The 16,036-nt window shown below is 34.3% G+C and carries 13 protein-coding genes and 1 pseudogene; 9 read left to right on the top strand and 5 right to left on the bottom strand.

The genetic code is table 11. From position 1 onward, the window contains the following. Positions 1-158 precede the first annotated feature (158 nt). Positions 159-354, top strand: a pseudogene (locus HMPREF2864_RS12060) (IS5/IS1182 family transposase); the annotation flags it as partial. Positions 355-480: 126 nt separating this feature from the next. Here the strand turns inward: HMPREF2864_RS12060 and pepT are convergent. From pepT to HMPREF2864_RS06290, 4 genes are all read right to left on the bottom strand, one after another. After that, entirely contained in the window at positions 481-1,710 is a 1,230-nt protein-coding gene (gene pepT / locus HMPREF2864_RS06305) for a peptidase T (protein WP_070544962.1), read from the bottom strand. Positions 1,711-1,724: 14 nt separating this feature from the next. Then, on the bottom strand, positions 1,725-2,219 hold the full coding sequence (locus HMPREF2864_RS06300) for a threonine/serine exporter family protein (RefSeq protein ID WP_002459724.1): 495 nt from the start codon (positions 2,217-2,219) through the stop codon (positions 1,725-1,727). A gap of 16 nt (positions 2,220-2,235) precedes the next feature. Beyond that, positions 2,236-2,997: a threonine/serine exporter family protein gene (locus HMPREF2864_RS06295; RefSeq protein ID WP_002459723.1), complete on the bottom strand. Its 762-nt coding sequence runs from the start codon at positions 2,995-2,997 to the stop codon at positions 2,236-2,238. Between the two features lie 253 nt (positions 2,998-3,250). Next, a complete protein-coding gene (locus tag HMPREF2864_RS06290; protein ID WP_002459722.1) occupies positions 3,251-4,324 on the bottom strand; it encodes a GGDEF domain-containing protein GdpS in 1,074 nt (357 codons plus the stop codon). A gap of 320 nt (positions 4,325-4,644) precedes the next feature. Between HMPREF2864_RS06290 and HMPREF2864_RS06285 the strand changes: the two genes are divergently transcribed. After that, on the top strand, positions 4,645-5,703 hold the full coding sequence (locus HMPREF2864_RS06285) for a glycosyltransferase family 4 protein (protein ID WP_037543144.1): 1,059 nt from the start codon (positions 4,645-4,647) through the stop codon (positions 5,701-5,703). A 52-nt stretch (positions 5,704-5,755) separates the two neighbouring features. On the opposite strand, the gene HMPREF2864_RS06280 is transcribed toward HMPREF2864_RS06285, so the two are convergent. Further along, entirely contained in the window at positions 5,756-6,397 is a 642-nt protein-coding gene (locus HMPREF2864_RS06280; protein WP_002459720.1) for a YigZ family protein, read from the bottom strand. Between the two features lie 397 nt (positions 6,398-6,794). On the opposite strand from HMPREF2864_RS06280, the gene fakB1 reads away from it, so the two are divergent. The 7 genes from fakB1 (at position 6,795) to prfB (ending at position 15,941) form a co-directional block, all read left to right on the top strand. Further along, a complete protein-coding gene (gene fakB1, locus HMPREF2864_RS06275) occupies positions 6,795-7,661 on the top strand; it encodes a fatty acid kinase binding subunit FakB1 (protein WP_002459719.1) in 867 nt (288 codons plus the stop codon). Positions 7,662-7,721: 60 nt separating this feature from the next. Then, a complete protein-coding gene (locus tag HMPREF2864_RS06270) occupies positions 7,722-9,047 on the top strand; it encodes a DNA/RNA helicase (RefSeq protein WP_002459718.1) in 1,326 nt (441 codons plus the stop codon). Next, complete coding sequence (locus tag HMPREF2864_RS06265) at positions 9,010-9,684, top strand: ComF family protein (RefSeq protein WP_002459717.1); 675 nt, start codon at positions 9,010-9,012, stop codon at positions 9,682-9,684. Before HMPREF2864_RS06270 ends, HMPREF2864_RS06265 begins: the two co-directional genes overlap by 38 nt. A gap of 58 nt (positions 9,685-9,742) precedes the next feature. After that, on the top strand, positions 9,743-10,315 hold the full coding sequence (hpf, locus tag HMPREF2864_RS06260; protein ID WP_002479342.1) for a ribosome hibernation-promoting factor, HPF/YfiA family: 573 nt from the start codon (positions 9,743-9,745) through the stop codon (positions 10,313-10,315). A 416-nt stretch (positions 10,316-10,731) separates the two neighbouring features. Then, positions 10,732-11,511 (top strand): peptidoglycan recognition protein family protein, encoded by a 780-nt coding sequence (locus HMPREF2864_RS06255; RefSeq protein WP_002479341.1) that lies wholly within the window; start codon positions 10,732-10,734, stop codon positions 11,509-11,511. A 541-nt stretch (positions 11,512-12,052) separates the two neighbouring features. Continuing rightward, positions 12,053-14,584, top strand: a complete 2,532-nt coding sequence (secA, locus tag HMPREF2864_RS06250; protein WP_070544961.1) for a preprotein translocase subunit SecA — start codon at positions 12,053-12,055, stop codon at positions 14,582-14,584. A gap of 237 nt (positions 14,585-14,821) precedes the next feature. Further along, a protein-coding gene (gene prfB, locus HMPREF2864_RS06245) for a peptide chain release factor 2 (RefSeq protein ID WP_111703908.1) occupies positions 14,822-15,941 on the top strand; the annotation gives its coding sequence in 2 pieces (ribosomal slippage) (positions 14,822-14,893 and positions 14,895-15,941; 1,119 coding nt in all). Positions 15,942-16,036: the final 95 nt, after the last annotated feature.

The raw sequence follows: 16,036 nt of genomic DNA, 5'->3' as shown, positions 1-16,036 counted from the left end.
TCTCTGTTGGGGCCCCTGTCTTCGACTGGCACTGTTCCCTCAGGAGTCTCGCTATAAATACTACGTATAACATGTAATTTTACCTTTAAATGCTTTAAAAATAAGGCACTTTCGTGTCATTTAATAAACTTTGCTAAACTAAATGAACGAGGTACCTTATGTATAAAGCTTATAACATGAATCAACTTACACTATACACTACCAATGGAAACTTCAATACTTATTCCTACAAATGATATTTCTCGATATGTAAATGAAATTGTTGAAACAATCCCAGATAATGAATTCGATGAATTCAAACACCATCGTGGGACTACATCTTATTACCCTAAAATAATAACAAGCTGTATATTATCTAATACATAAGAGAAAAGACAATTTCTATCAAATAATTTTAATAGAAATTGTCTTTTTTACATTGCTTAAGAACTTAATGTCCCAGATTCGATTTTCTTATAATTGCAATTTTGTTAGCACGTATTATTTGTTATAATGTGTGACTTCTTCGACTATGCCTAACACCACTTGTACTGCTTTTTCCATAACGTCTATAGATGCAAACTCAAATGGACCATGGAAATTACCGCATCCAGTGAAGATATTAGGTGTTGGAAGGCCCATAAATGATAATTGTGAACCGTCTGTACCACCACGAATAGGAGCAGTGTTTGGCGTTATTCCTAAATCACTAAACACTTTTTTAGGAATATCAATCACATGAGGTAAAGGTTTAATTTTTTCTGCCATATTGTAATACTGATCTTCGATATCTACTTTGACTGGGAAATCTTCATAATGCGCATTTATATTGTCTCGAATTTCAAGTAATTTCTTCTTACGTAATTCAAAGTTTTTGCGATTATGATCACGAATAATATACTGAAGGGTTGCTTTTTCTACATTGCCGTTAAAATGCATTAAATGGTAAAAACCTTCGTAATTTTCTGTGCGTTCTGGTACCTCTTGAGGAGGCAATAAGCTATTAAATTGTTGGCCGAGTAAAATCGCATTAACCATGACATTTTTTGCAGAACCAGGGTGAACATTTACGCCATGGCAGGTAATCGTTGCTTCCGCTGCATTAAAACTTTCAAATTGCAACTCGCCATATTGACTGCCATCCATTGTATATGCAAAATCAGCATTAAAGCGTGCAACATCAAAATGGTGAGGGCCTTTACCAATTTCTTCATCAGGAGTAAAAGCGATACGAATACGGCCATGCTTAATTTCAGGATGGTCTACTAAATATGTTACAGCTTCCATGATTTCAACCACACCGGCTTTATCATCAGCCCCAAGTAATGATGTGCCATCAGTAATCATCAATGTGTGTCCTTCTAAGCCTTGTAATTCAGGAAATACCTCTGGATCAAGCACTCGAGATGTTTGGCCTAATTTAATCGGTTGACCATCAAATGATGAGATAATTTGAGGTTTGACATGACTGGCATTAAAATCAGGAGATGTATCTACATGGGCCAAGAAGCCAACTGTAGGCACATCATGCGCAATGTTACTCTCGATAGTAGCGAAAAGATAACCGTTATCGTCGAGTTCAGTTGCTAGACCTAAAGCATCAAGCTCGCTTTGTAAAAGATTTAATAAATCCCATTGTTTAGCTGTAGAAGGTGTAGTTTGTGAGTTTGGATCTGATTGTGTATCTATTTTGACATATCTTGTTAATCTATCAATAATTTGTGCTTTCATCGTTATTCAACCCCTTAAACTCTATTGTTCATATTATAAGATTTTTTATAAGATTTCCCTTTAATTTTCCCAAAAAACTGTTTGATTCGCGTATAAAGATAATATAAAATTTCGGCAACAAGAATACCAAAGGCAATCGCGCCAGAAATAAGTGTCACTTCTAAAAATGTATTTACAGCATGTGTGTAATCATTTGATACTAAGAAACGGGTTGCTTCATATGCAGCACCACCAGGGACAAGTGGAATAATTCCAGGAACAATAAAAATAATGACCGGACGTTTGTATCGTCTACTCATAACGTGACTTAGCAATCCTAAAATAAGGCTCCCAGAAAATGCAGCACCTACTTTACCTAAATCTAAATCAACGGTGTATTGATAAATCGTCCAAGCAACAGCGCCTACGAAACCACATGCCACGAGTAATCTTTTAGGTGCATTGAAAATAATTGAGAAAAGCACTGTAGAAATAAAACTAATTGTAAAATGAAATAAATAAAATAGCATTTATAAACAGCCTTTCTTAGAATAGTAATAAAACAATTGCGACACCAGCACCAATTGCAAACGCAGTTAAAGCGGCTTCTACACCACGAGACATACCAGCTAGCAACTCTCCTGCCATCAAATCACGAATCGCGTTACATATTAAAATCCCAGGTACTAAAGGCATCACGCTGGCAATAGTAATAATGTTTTGATTTGTTGCAATGCCCATCTTAGTGAAAAACACTGCAATACTAATTACCACAGCTGAAGCTACAAATTCTGAGAAAAATTTAATTTGTATATAGCGCTGAACAAAGCTAAATGTTAAAAATGCAGCACCCCCAGCCAATATTGCGATCCAGCAGTCTGATGCTACACCACCAAACATAAATAAGAAAAATCCACATGCAATGGCTGCCGCTAAGAAATTAGTTAGAAATGAAAATTGCAATGACGCTTGACGTAGATGAATTAATTCGTTTTTGGCTTCATCGATTGTCAACTGATTATTGGCAATTTTTCTACTAAGACTGTTGGTTAATGCAATTTTTTCTAAATCGGTAGTTCTTTCTCTAATCCTAATGAGCCGTGTACTTGTGCGATCATTTAGTGAAAAAATAATCGCGGTTGAGGTCACAAAACTATATGTATCATGTAAACCATAGCTATGCGCAATTCTATTCATCGTATCTTCAACACGGTAAGTTTCTGCACCAGCTTCAAGTAAAATTCGACCTGCAATTAAAACCACATCAATCACTTTATTTTCATCTATAATAGTGATTGAATCAGACATAACGCGACACCTCCATGGTGGAATAAAAATATATAGTCATAAAAAAAATTAACGTTGCCTTTTTGTACATCTATGTTGTTCAACGTACAAGTTATATAACTTCTATATTGCACTATTATAATAGAAGTTTTAACTAAAATGAATAATGAGTCAAGATAAACTTAAAATCATGAGCTATTCATACAAAAAACACTATCATTCAGATACTGTCTTGTACAGAATGATAGTGTAATACGGAAAGTGATATTGTACTTTATAATTTGATAATTGGATTAAACATAACTTGATTTCGTCCTTCATTTTTAGCCACATGTACCATATCATCAGCATCTTTAAATACTTTTCGTTGGGATTTGTGATCATCTTTAGTTAAATAACCTACACCAATGGACACTGATAATTTAATAACTTCTTTATTTGGTAAATGAAATGATGATTTTTCTACACCTAGACGGATATTTTCAGCAAGTTTAACGCTTTGGTCTAAGGAATAATCGCGTATAACTACTGAAAACTCTTCGCCACCATTTCTAAAGATTTTAAATTTCTTAGGTACATAATTCTTTAATAATTGGGACATTTGCTTTAATACAGCATCGCCTGATTTATGTGAATACGAATCATTGACGTCTTTAAATCCATCTATATCAATTAATAACAATGCAAGGCTTTCGTGATGTTCTTCAGCTTGTTGAGAAATATGATTAAGATGACGGTCAAATTCTTTAACGTTACCTAAACCAGTTAAATAATCATATTTATCTTCATTTTCGTAGCGATTGACAAGTGAAAAGAAGCGCCAAATATCTACGAACGTTACTGCTGAAGCAATAGTTAAGACAAATGATACAGGTATCAATATAATTAATTCTTTAATGTCATATATCGGGCTGAAAATTGATAAAATAGCTAAAATAATGATACTAATTAAATTTAAGATGAGTAGTGACACGATATCATTTTGTTTTAAAAATGGACCAATTGCACTTACAATGCCTGCTATGACAAGTAATGTCACACCATATAATATTGAATTCCCATAGGCAAAGATATCAACCAATGCGACAATTGTGGCTGCAGCAAGGGTATAAGGCATATGGGTATAACGTCCTAAAAACAACAATGGTACAAACGTTAAATGTACTAAAAATTCATCGTTATATGATGGGATTGGATAAGCAGCTAATAATAGTGCAACAAGGGTCATTAAAACTGTAACATAGCCTTTAGAGAAAGTTACCCGTTTATTCTCAGAATATTGTAATCTGTGGAATAAATAGATACCTGCAACCATGACAGAAATATTATAAATGATTGCTTCCAACATGTATTTACCGACTCCTTTATTTCTCCACTAGTAATTGTAAGTGAAAACTTACAATTTGTCATTAACTCTGGAAAGAAATTTATGCTAAATTACAGTCTTTCATGTTAAAATAAAATTTTCCATGGTATGATAAGAAAAAACATTTTCTTCTTATTTATTATACTGTATAGACAACATGTGTTAACATACACCACAATTATATAGTGTATTTATGTCACAGTGCGTATAGAGAACCTTTATGACTGATGATATTGACGTCTTAACAAATAAAAAATATAAGGCGCTAAAAAATAAGAAATATATCTATTGAAGGTGAACGGATGCTTACATTATTGCTCATAGTGATTACGATGTTGATTAGTTTAATGATTACACCAATCGTTATCGCTATTTCTAAAAAGCTCAATATTGTTGATAAACCGAACTTTAGAAAAGTTCATACTCAACCAGTTTCGGTTCTTGGTGGCACCGTGATACTTTTCTCTTTCCTTATTGGGATTTGGATTAGTCATCCTATGGAAAGAGAAATAAAACCCTTAATCATAGGTGCTTTTATTATGTACGTAGTAGGACTTATTGATGACATATGTGATTTAAAACCACTACTTAAACTTTTGGGGCAAGTCATCGCAGCGAGTGTGATTGTGTTCTATGGCATTACGATTGACTTTATTTCGTTTCCAATGGGACCAACTATTCATTTTGGGTTTTTAAGTATTCCAATTACAATCATTTGGATTGTAGCCATTACAAATGCAATTAATCTTATTGATGGTTTAGACGGTTTAGCGTCAGGTGTTTCTATCATTGCTTTGTTAACAATAGCATTTATTGCTATTTTGCAAGGGAATATCTTTATAACAATGATTTGTAGTGTATTAATTGGTTCACTGCTAGGCTTTTTATTCTTTAATTTTCATCCAGCAAAGATTTTTCTGGGCGATAGTGGTGCATTAATGATTGGTTTTATTATTGGCTTTGTTTCGTTACTAGGCTTTAAAAATATTACGTTTATTTCATTATTTTTCCCGATTATTATACTTGCAGTTCCATTTATCGATACTTTATTTGCAATGATACGTCGTGTGAAGAAAGGGCAACATATTATGCAAGCAGATAAGTCACATTTACATCATAAATTGTTGGCTTTGGGTTATTCACATAGACAAACGGTGTTATTGATTTATTCAATTGCCATTTTATTCAGTCTATCAAGTATCATTTTGTACTTATCACAACCATTAGGTGTTGTCTTGATGTTTATCTTGATTTTAATTACGATTGAGATGATTGTTGAATTTACCGGATTAATTGATGATAATTATCGACCTTTATTAAAGTTAATTGCCAAGAAGAACCATCACCATGAACATAAATAAAAAATAAGCTATTCAGCCTGATATATAATATTGTTTCAGGCTGAGTAGCTTTTTAATTTGTAGAAATATCGAAAGGTAACTTTTTCGTTTTTTCAGTGGTTAATGTGTAATTGCCAGCAGTATGTTGATTTAAAAATGCGATGAAAGCATCATAGTCGTCTGCGACTACATCTATATGATAACTGACTTTATCAAGGTAAGTAGTATCGCGAAGCATATAGGATGTTGATGCTAACTCATATTCGAATTTACCAGTTAAATCGTAAGCAACTGTTACAATAACAGGAATGGCATCGCGTAATTCTACACGTCCTACCGCAAAAATAACATCACGCACGGCACCACTATATGCACGTATCAAACCGCCACCACCAAGTTTAATGCCTCCAAAATAGCGCGTCACAACTACACAAACATTATGAACATCGAGTTTTTTCAAAATATCCAACATCGGCACACCAGCTGTACCAGTAGGCTCTCCATCATCATTTGCTTTTTGAATATTCATGTGTGTTCCCACTGTATAGGCAGAACAATGATGTGTTGCATCTTTATGACGCTGCTTGATATCGGCAATAAATTGTTTAGCCTCATCTTCACTATTTACTGGTTTAATATGGGCGATAAATCTAGATTTGTGTATGACATTTTCAATAATATGTTCTTTTTTTATTGTAATAATGGGTTCGCTCATTAAAATTGATTCCCCCTATAGCGTATCGATTAATTTAACTATACAGCATGATATCAAAACAATAAAGCACTGTTTTAATCTGCTTAAAAATTTATCTTGTGTGTCTTATGTCATGTGTGATGAATGATGATATTGCAAATTGTGATTTATTTTTTAAGAAGAGCAGGGAGCGGGACAGAATTCATTATGAATTCGTAGGCCCGCCCCGGCAAGGTTGACTAGGATTGAAAAAAGCTGGGTATAAGCGTATTTTCAATCCAGTCAACTACTGCCAATATAGAGCTCAGAACCTAAAATTTAATTATGTGCCAGACTCGTTGTTAAAGAGGGGATAGTTGTTTGCTTTTAAGTTAAATTATTTTATAATGAGAATTAAGTATAATTGAGGAGGACTACTATGAAGATTGCTGTAATGACTGATTCTACAAGCTATCTCTCACAAGAGTTACTAGATAAATACCAAATTCCAGTTGCACCTCTTAGTGTCATCTTTGACGATGGAGAAACATTTGTTGAATCAAATGATGTTGACATGGAACAGTTTTACCATAAAATGCTATCATCGAAAACACCACCAACTACAAGTCAACCTGCTATTGGAGAGTGGATTCAACGCTATGAAGCACTGCGAGATCAAGGTTACACAGATATCATTGTTATATGTTTATCAAGCGGTATCAGCGGTAGCTACCAATCTGCAACACAAGCTGGAGAAATGGTCGAAGGCGTTAATGTGCATTCATTTGATAGCAAATTAGCTGCAATGATGGAAGGATCATATGTGTTACATGCAATAAACTTAGTGGACAAAGGTTTTTCACCTGACGACATTATTCAAGAATTAAGCGCAATTCGTGAACATACAACTGCGTATTTATTTGTAGATGATTTGAAAAACCTACAAAAAAGTGGCCGTATTACCGGTGCACAAGCTTGGGTTGGTACGATGTTGAAGATGAAACCTGTATTACGCTTTGAAGATGGGAAAATAGTACCGGAAGAAAAAGTGCGTACTAAGAAAAGAGCTTATAAGTCATTAGAAGAGAATATTATGCGCATTGCTAGTGAGCTTGATGAAGTGACGATATTTGTGATAAATGGAGATAAAATTGAAGAAGGTAAGGCATTTTACCGAGAATTGAAAGAAAAGTATCCGGAATCCTATAATATTCATTATTCCGAATTTGGACCAGTTGTTGCTACACATCTTGGTTCAGGCGGGTTAGGATTAGGGTGTTTTGGCAAAAAGATTTCTATAGAATAATGCATTTCGAGGGAGGCATGAATCAACAATGATTCATGTCTTTTTTTACATTAAAAAGAGGTGACTAGAATCATACGCTATGGTCAATTAATACCTGCATCTCATGTTCAAGATAATGAGCCAGTAGCATCGAAACAAAAAGGAATTTACACCGATAACAAAGGAATAGTATGTCTGCAATGTGGCAATAGAGATATGCTATATTTTCATAAATATATAAGTAATCATCAGGAAGAGATTGTTTATTGCCGTAACTGTCTTCAATTGGGAAGAGTAGATAATATGACAGATTATGTATTAATAGAATCGAAGAGAAATAAGACTACCGCTTCGTACACATTGCCATTTAATTTGTCTGATCAACAATGTTATGCCAGTAATAAAATGATTTATGCTATACAGCACCACCAAAAATTATTACTCTATGCAGTAACGGGTGCTGGTAAGACGGAAATGATGTTTCCTGGTATTCAGTATGCCAGACAAAAGGGGTACAATGTTGCTATTGTATCTCCAAGAGTAGATGTTGTTTTAGAAATTAGTCAGCGTATTCTGGATGCTTTTCAAGGTGAACAGATTGATGTATTGCATCAGCAATCGAGACAACAATTTAACGGTCATTTTGTCATTGCAACGATTCATCAGTTGTATCGTTTTAAAAATCATTTTGACCTTATTTTTGTTGACGAAGTAGATGCTTTTCCATTAGCTATGGAATCATCATTATTTATTGCAATTCAGATGGCAGCCTGTAGACAAGCTTCAATTATTTATATGACTGCGACGCCACCTAAAGCGTTATTAGCGCAATTTGATCATGAACAAATCATATATTTACCAGCTAGATTTCATCGACATCCACTTCCTGTACCACGCTTTAAATATTTTAAGTTGAAGTGCAATCGACAACAACAAACTTTAGTGCGCATTTTGCAAAATCAACTAAATAAACGACGAATAACTTTAGTGTTTTTTCATCATATAGAAACGATGTTAGCTGCCTATCATCGATATCAAGCTGTTTTGTCGTCACTCACCTACGTATATAGTGAAGATGTCTTACGTTTTGAAAAGGTTGAAGCGCTCAGACAAGGGAACTACGAAATTGTTTTTACGACAACAATTTTAGAAAGAGGCTTCACAATGGCACATTTAGATGTCATTGTTATCGATGCACAAACATTTAGCAAGGCAGCATTGATACAGATTGCTGGTCGAGTTGGGAGAAAAGCACATGCACCTGATGGCATGGTATTGTATTTACATCAAGGTGTAAGTTTAAGCATGATTGCTGCTAGACGTGAGGTGCAATCTATGAATCGTTTGGCAAGAGAAAAAGGGTGGTTAGATGAGAAGATGCCTCCAATGTCTTCAACCCATCCATGAACCATTAACGGCTATAAATATATACAAGCCGCCTAAACTTATATGTTCACAATGTGAAAGTTTGTGGCAAGCTTGTCGTATTAAAGACAAAAAACAACGTTGTTCGAGATGTCTAAATCAATGTGGTCATTCAACGCAACAGTGTTTAGACTGTCAGTTTTTAGCAAATCGGTTTCAATTAATGACGCAGCTATATTGTGATTATCAGTACACAGGAATTATCAAAGCGCTCATCCATCAATACAAATTTATGAAAGATCACTATTTAGCGCAAGTGTTGGCATATCAACTGAAGCTACCTCAAATTAAATATGACTACGTTGTGCCAATTCCGTCCCCGAAAGTAAGAGATGATGCAAGAACCTTTAATCCTGTAACTACAGTGTTAGCTTATAAAGGTATTCAATATATTAATCTTTTATCTACGGATTTGCGTCCTAAGCAATCAAAATTATCAAAAATAGAGCGTGCTGAAGCATCTAATCCATTTTATATTTCTTTAGATATCGACTTGACAAATAAAGAAATATTACTCGTAGATGATATTTATACTACTGGATTAACCATACATCATGCGGGGTGTAAATTGTTAGAAAATAAAGTCAGAAAATTCAGTGTGTATACGTTTGCACGGTAGTCCGAACGTGGTATGATATAAGTAAGAATTACCAATAGAGGTTAAAGGAGAGATTACTATGATTAGATTTGAAATTCATGGAGATAACCTCACTATTACAGATGCAATCCGCAACTATATTGAGGACAAAATTGGTAAATTAGAACGCTATTTTAATAACGTTCCAAATGCAGTAGCACATGTTAAAGTTAAAACGTATGCTAATTCTGCAACTAAAATTGAAGTAACAATTCCACTCAAAAATGTCACACTTAGAGCGGAGGAACGACATGATGATTTATATGCAGCTATTGACTTAGTTAATGACAAATTAGAGCGTCAAGTACGTAAATATAAAACACGTGTCAACAGAAAAAATCGAGATCATGGGGATCAAGAAGTATTCGTGGCAGAAGTAGCTGAAGCTACTCCAGAACCATCTGAATTAGAAGTCGAAACAAATGATAGCGACATTGAAATTATTCGTTCTAAACATTTCAGCTTAAAACCTATGGATTCTGAAGAAGCTGTATTACAAATGAATTTGCTAGGACATGATTTCTTTGTGTTTGCTGATAGAGAAACAGAAGGAACAAGTATTGTATACCGACGCAAAGACGGTAAATATGGTTTAATCGAAACAACAGAATAAAAATTTTGAGTCATTGTGCTTATAGTCACAATGTCTTGAGTGATTTTCTAGAGAATGGGACAGAAATATCATTTGCAAAAAATAATTTCATTGTCCCTCACTGGCAAGGCTGACTAAGATTGAAAGAAGCTTGATACAAGCATATTTTCAATACAGTTAGCCACTGCCAATATTTTAAAATATATTTGGATAATGAAAAGAGTAGCTGAACAAGCTACTCTTTTTTTATTAAATATTTTTTAAAAGATAATTGTTAAGAAACATATTTTTTTAAAAAAACTTAACAAGATACACAAATATTTCACTTTTGATGAAAATAACCACTTGATTTTAATTTGTTATTAGATTAATAATATAAGTGTAATTATTAAATATTAATTTTAATAATTAAAACAATATCAAAGGAGTGTGATTTTATGTCAAAAATGTTAGTTCTTTTTTCTACATGTATTCTTTTAATGTCGATGTCGTTAATTTTTATGCCTGTTAGTCATGCGCAAGGTTTATCCTCTAAGCAAGCAACGTTGTATCAGCAGAATCCAAAAGATACTAATACTCAAGTTTCAGGAAAACTGAATAATTCGAAAGAAACAAAAGCAAATGATACAGCAACCTTATTTGCAAACTCTAAAGTCAATCAATATATTATCGACAATCATCTTCAGCATTCGCCAGTAGTAAAAGATCCACGTATGGATACACTTCCTAAATTAGAATATAAAAACGGCACTTACATGGGTGTTGTTATTCACGAAGTGGGCGAAGACAATCGTCCTTTACAAGTATGGGTAGATCGCATGTATGAAACTTATACTAGAGCATTTGTACACGCATTCGTTGATAATAACGAAATACATCTTACTGCACCTGCAGAATATTATGTGTGGGGAGCTGGTCCTAAAGCTAATCCATACTTTTATCAAATCGAATTAGTAAGAATGTATAATTTTGAAGACTTTGCAAAATCAGTTAATAATCAAGCTTGGCTTGCAGCCTATATGTTAAAGCAAAATGGAATTACGCCAACACTTGCTGATGATAACGCTGGTAAAGGTTCTGTCATTAGCCACAATGCAGTAGGTAAATATTGGGGCGGTACAGATCACGTAGATCCAATCGAATACTATGGAAGATGGGGATACGATATGCATCAAATGTTTGATTTAATTAAATACTACTATGATAATATGGCGTAAATTAAAAATGCTTTAATACATGTAGTAGCAAGACTAGGAATCTGTTATTTAGATTCCTAGTCTTGTTCGCGTGTTTTTTACAAACTTTAATAATCCCATTATCAACATTGAGGTTCATGATTAAGAATTTGTACATACTTTAGTTTTTAAGAAGCAAATGTTTAATCAATGGACACATATCTTAGGTTATGCTAATGTAATTTGACGATTCTAAAATTGTATTATTTCATCTTCAGTTTCTCAAAGTACGTTTTTAAAATACGCTTTTATTAATATATTCGAAAATTATTTATTTATGACGAGAAAAAGTTGTTTCTATCGTGTTAAAATAAATATGTTGTCGATTTGCAGGGCAATCAATAGCCCAAATGGAATCACGCATCAACTTAGTAGTAGCACGCATGAGTTTTTCGGTGAAAGAAATGATTAGAGATGACATTGAGAGACGCGTAGTATGAGTAATATAAGTATAAATTTAATGGTATAAATGATAAGATAAATTGTTGTAGGCCAAACAGTTTTAGCTAAAGGAGCGAACAAAATGGGATTTTTATCAAAAATTGTTGACGGCAATAAAAAAGAAATAAAACGATTAGAAAAACTAGCTGATAAAGTACTTGCATTAGAGGAAAATATCGCTATTTTAACGGATGAAGAGATTCGTAATAAGACAAAAAAATATCAAGAAGAACTTAAAGAGATAGATGATGTTAAGAAACAAAATGATTATCTAGATAAAATATTACCTGAAGCATATGCATTAGTACGTGAAGGATCTAAACGTGTGTTCAACATGATTCCATTCAAAGTACAAGTGATGGGTGGTATCGCTATTCACAAAGGCGATATCGCAGAGATGAGAACAGGTGAAGGTAAAACATTAACAGCTACAATGCCAACATACCTCAATGCCCTTGCTGGCCGAGGTGTTCATGTTATTACAGTCAATGAGTATTTATCAAGTGTACAAAGCGAAGAAATGGCCCAATTATACAATTTCCTTGGGTTGTCTGTAGGCTTGAATTTAAATAGTAAAACAACAGCAGAAAAAAGAGAAGCATATTTACAAGACATCACATATAGTACAAATAATGAATTAGGATTCGATTATTTGCGTGATAATATGGTGAATTATGCCGAAGAATGTGTTATGCGTCCACTGCATTTCGCTATTATTGATGAAGTCGACTCTATTTTAATCGACGAAGCGCGTACACCATTAATTATTTCTGGGGAAGCTGAGAAATCAACATCACTTTATACGCAAGCCAATGTTTTTGCTAAAATGTTAAAAGCCGAAGACGATTATAAATATGATGAAAAGACAAAAGCTGTACATTTAACAGAACAAGGTGCAGATAAAGCGGAACGTATGTTCAAAATTGAAAACCTATATGATGTCCAAAATGTTGATGTCATCAGTCATATTAATACTGCCTTAAGAGCACATGTTTCATTGCAACGCGATAAAGACTATATGGTGGTTGATGGGGAAGTGCTCATTGTTGACCAATTTACAGGACGTACGATGCCAGGACGTCGTTTTTCTGAAGGATTACACCAAGCGATAGAAGCTAAAGAAGGCGTTCAAATTCAAAATGAATCTAAGACAATGGCTTCCATTACTTTCCAAAACTATTTTAGAATGTACAATAAATTAGCAGGCATGACTGGTACAGCAAAAACTGAAGAAGAAGAATTCCGTAATATTTATAATATGACGGTTACGCAAATTCCTACGAACAAACCGGTACAACGTACAGATAAAGCAGATTTAATTTATATTAGTCAAAAAGGTAAATTTGATGCTGTTATTGAAGATGTAGTAGAGAAACATAAAAAAGGTCAGCCTGTACTGTTAGGTACAGTTGCTGTAGAAACCAGTGAGTATATCTCAGCCTTGTTGAAAAAACGCGGTGTGAGACATGATGTTTTAAATGCAAAGAATCACGAGCGCGAAGCAGATATTGTTGCTAAAGCTGGACAAAAAGGTGCTGTAACAATTGCGACAAACATGGCCGGACGTGGTACCGACATTAAACTTGGTGAAGGTGTCGAAGAATTAGGCGGCTTAGCTGTTATAGGTACGGAACGTCATGAATCACGTCGTATTGATGACCAATTACGTGGCCGTTCTGGTCGACAAGGTGATAGAGGTGATAGCCGCTTCTATTTATCACTGCAAGATGAGTTGATGATTCGTTTTGGTTCTGAGCGCTTACAAAAAATGATGGGGCGTTTAGGCATGGATGATTCAACACCGATTGAATCAAGAATGGTCTCTCGGGCAGTAGAATCTGCGCAAAAACGTGTTGAAGGTAATAACTTTGATGCCCGTAAACGTATTCTTGAGTATGATGAAGTATTGCGTAAACAGCGTGAAATTATCTATAATGAACGTAATAATATTATTGATAGTGATAATAGTTCAGAGCTTGTTACTGCCATGTTGAAATCAACTTTACAACGCGCAGTTAATTATTACATTAATGAAGAAGATGAAGCATTAGATTATAATCCATTCATCAATTATGTTAACGATGTCTTTTTACAAGAAGGTAGCTTAACAGTTGAAGAAATAAAAGGTAAAGATTCCGAAGATATTTATAATATTGTCTGGGGAAAAATCGAACAAGCATATGATGCTCAAAAAGAAACTATTGGCACACAAATGCCAGAATTTGAGCGTATGATTTTGCTCCGATCTATTGATACACACTGGACAGATCACATTGATACTATGGATCAATTGCGTCAAGGAATCCATTTGCGCTCATATGCACAACAAAATCCATTGCGTGATTATCAAAATGAAGGTCATGAATTGTTTGATATTATGATGCAAAATATTGAAGAAGACACTTCAAAATTCATTTTGAAATCTGTTGTGCAAGTAGAAGAAAATATTGAGCGAGAAAAAACAACTGATTTTGGTAAAGCGCAACATGTTTCTGCCGAAGATGGTAAAGAAAAAGTGAAACCACAACCTATCGTAAAAGGTGAGCAAGTAGGTAGAAATGATCCATGTCCATGTGGTAGTGGCAAAAAATATAAAAACTGTCATGGTAAATAATGTGCTTGACGGTAATTGAATTAAATTCTCAATACTTAAACGAAGCGTGACCATAAATGTTATGCTTAATCCGTTTTGAGCCTTTTTGGAGTAGGATATTGAAGTTACACAAAGACTTCTATCCTGCTCTTTTTATGGATTAGATTAATCATCAATCATAATACAATCGTGACAAAATATAATCATATATGTATCATAAAGAAGACAGAAGATATCATCGTTATAGGAGAGATAAGCATGGAACTTTCAGAAATCAAACGTCGTATAGAGGCGTATCAAGATAGTTTAACTCAAATTAGGGGGTCTCTTTGACTTAGAAAATAAAGAGACAAATATTCAAGAATATGAAGAAATGATGACCGAGCCTAATTTTTGGGACGATCAAAATAAAGCGCAAGATATTATTGATAAAAATAACGCTTTGAAAGCAATAACTATGGGCTATCATGACTTAGACAATGAAGTTGAGGACATGTTTGCCACGACCGAGTTATTACAAGAAGAGTATGATGAGGATATGAAGGCTGAGTTGGAAATGAATGTCTTGGCCTTTAACGATAAATTAGATCAATTTGAATTACAGCTGTTATTAGATGGTCCACATGATGCTAATAATGCGATACTAGAATTACATCCAGGCGCTGGAGGTACAGAATCTCAAGATTGGGCGAGTATGTTACTCCGTATGTACCAGCGTTATTGTGAACAAAATGGATTTAAAGTTGAAACGGTAGATTATTTACCTGGTGATGAAGCAGGTATTAAAAGTGTGACGTTACTTGTCAAAGGACATAATGCGTATGGTTATTTAAAAGCTGAAAAAGGTGTTCATCGCTTGGTTCGTATTTCACCATTTGATGCATCAGGACGTCGTCATACATCTTTCGCGTCATGTGATGTGATACCTGATTTTAATAATAATGAGATAGAAATTGAAATTAACCCTGATGATATTACGGTTGATACTTTTAGAGCATCGGGCGCTGGTGGACAACATATTAATAAAACTGAATCAGCTATTCGAATTACCCATCATCCGACTGGCATAGTTGTCAACAACCAAAATGAACGATCACAAATTAAAAATCGTGAAGCCGCAATGAAAATGTTAAAATCCAAACTATATCAGTTGAAGTTAGAAGAACAAGCGCAGGAAATGGCGGAAATCCGTGGTGAACAAAAAGAAATAGGTTGGGGCAGTCAAATACGCTCTTATGTATTTCATCCATATTCAATGGTTAAAGATCATCGGACGAATGAAGAAACTGGGAAAGTAGATGCCGTGATGGATGGAGATATTGGGCCATTTATAGAAGCTTACTTAAGACAACAAATGGATCAGTCATACTCGTCATAATGATTATTAGAACGCGCATGGGACATCATTATGTTCTAGGCTATAAACGATATATTGTCACTAGTTGACTGGATTGAAAATACGCTGATACCAAG

The sequence above is a fragment of the Staphylococcus sp. HMSC059F04 genome (genome assembly GCF_001812565.1).
GTDB classification, from domain to species: Bacteria; Bacillota; Bacilli; order Staphylococcales; family Staphylococcaceae; genus Staphylococcus; species Staphylococcus lugdunensis.
The sequence above is the reverse complement of the archived record's forward strand: the minus strand, read 5'-3'. Positions and strand labels throughout refer to the sequence as shown.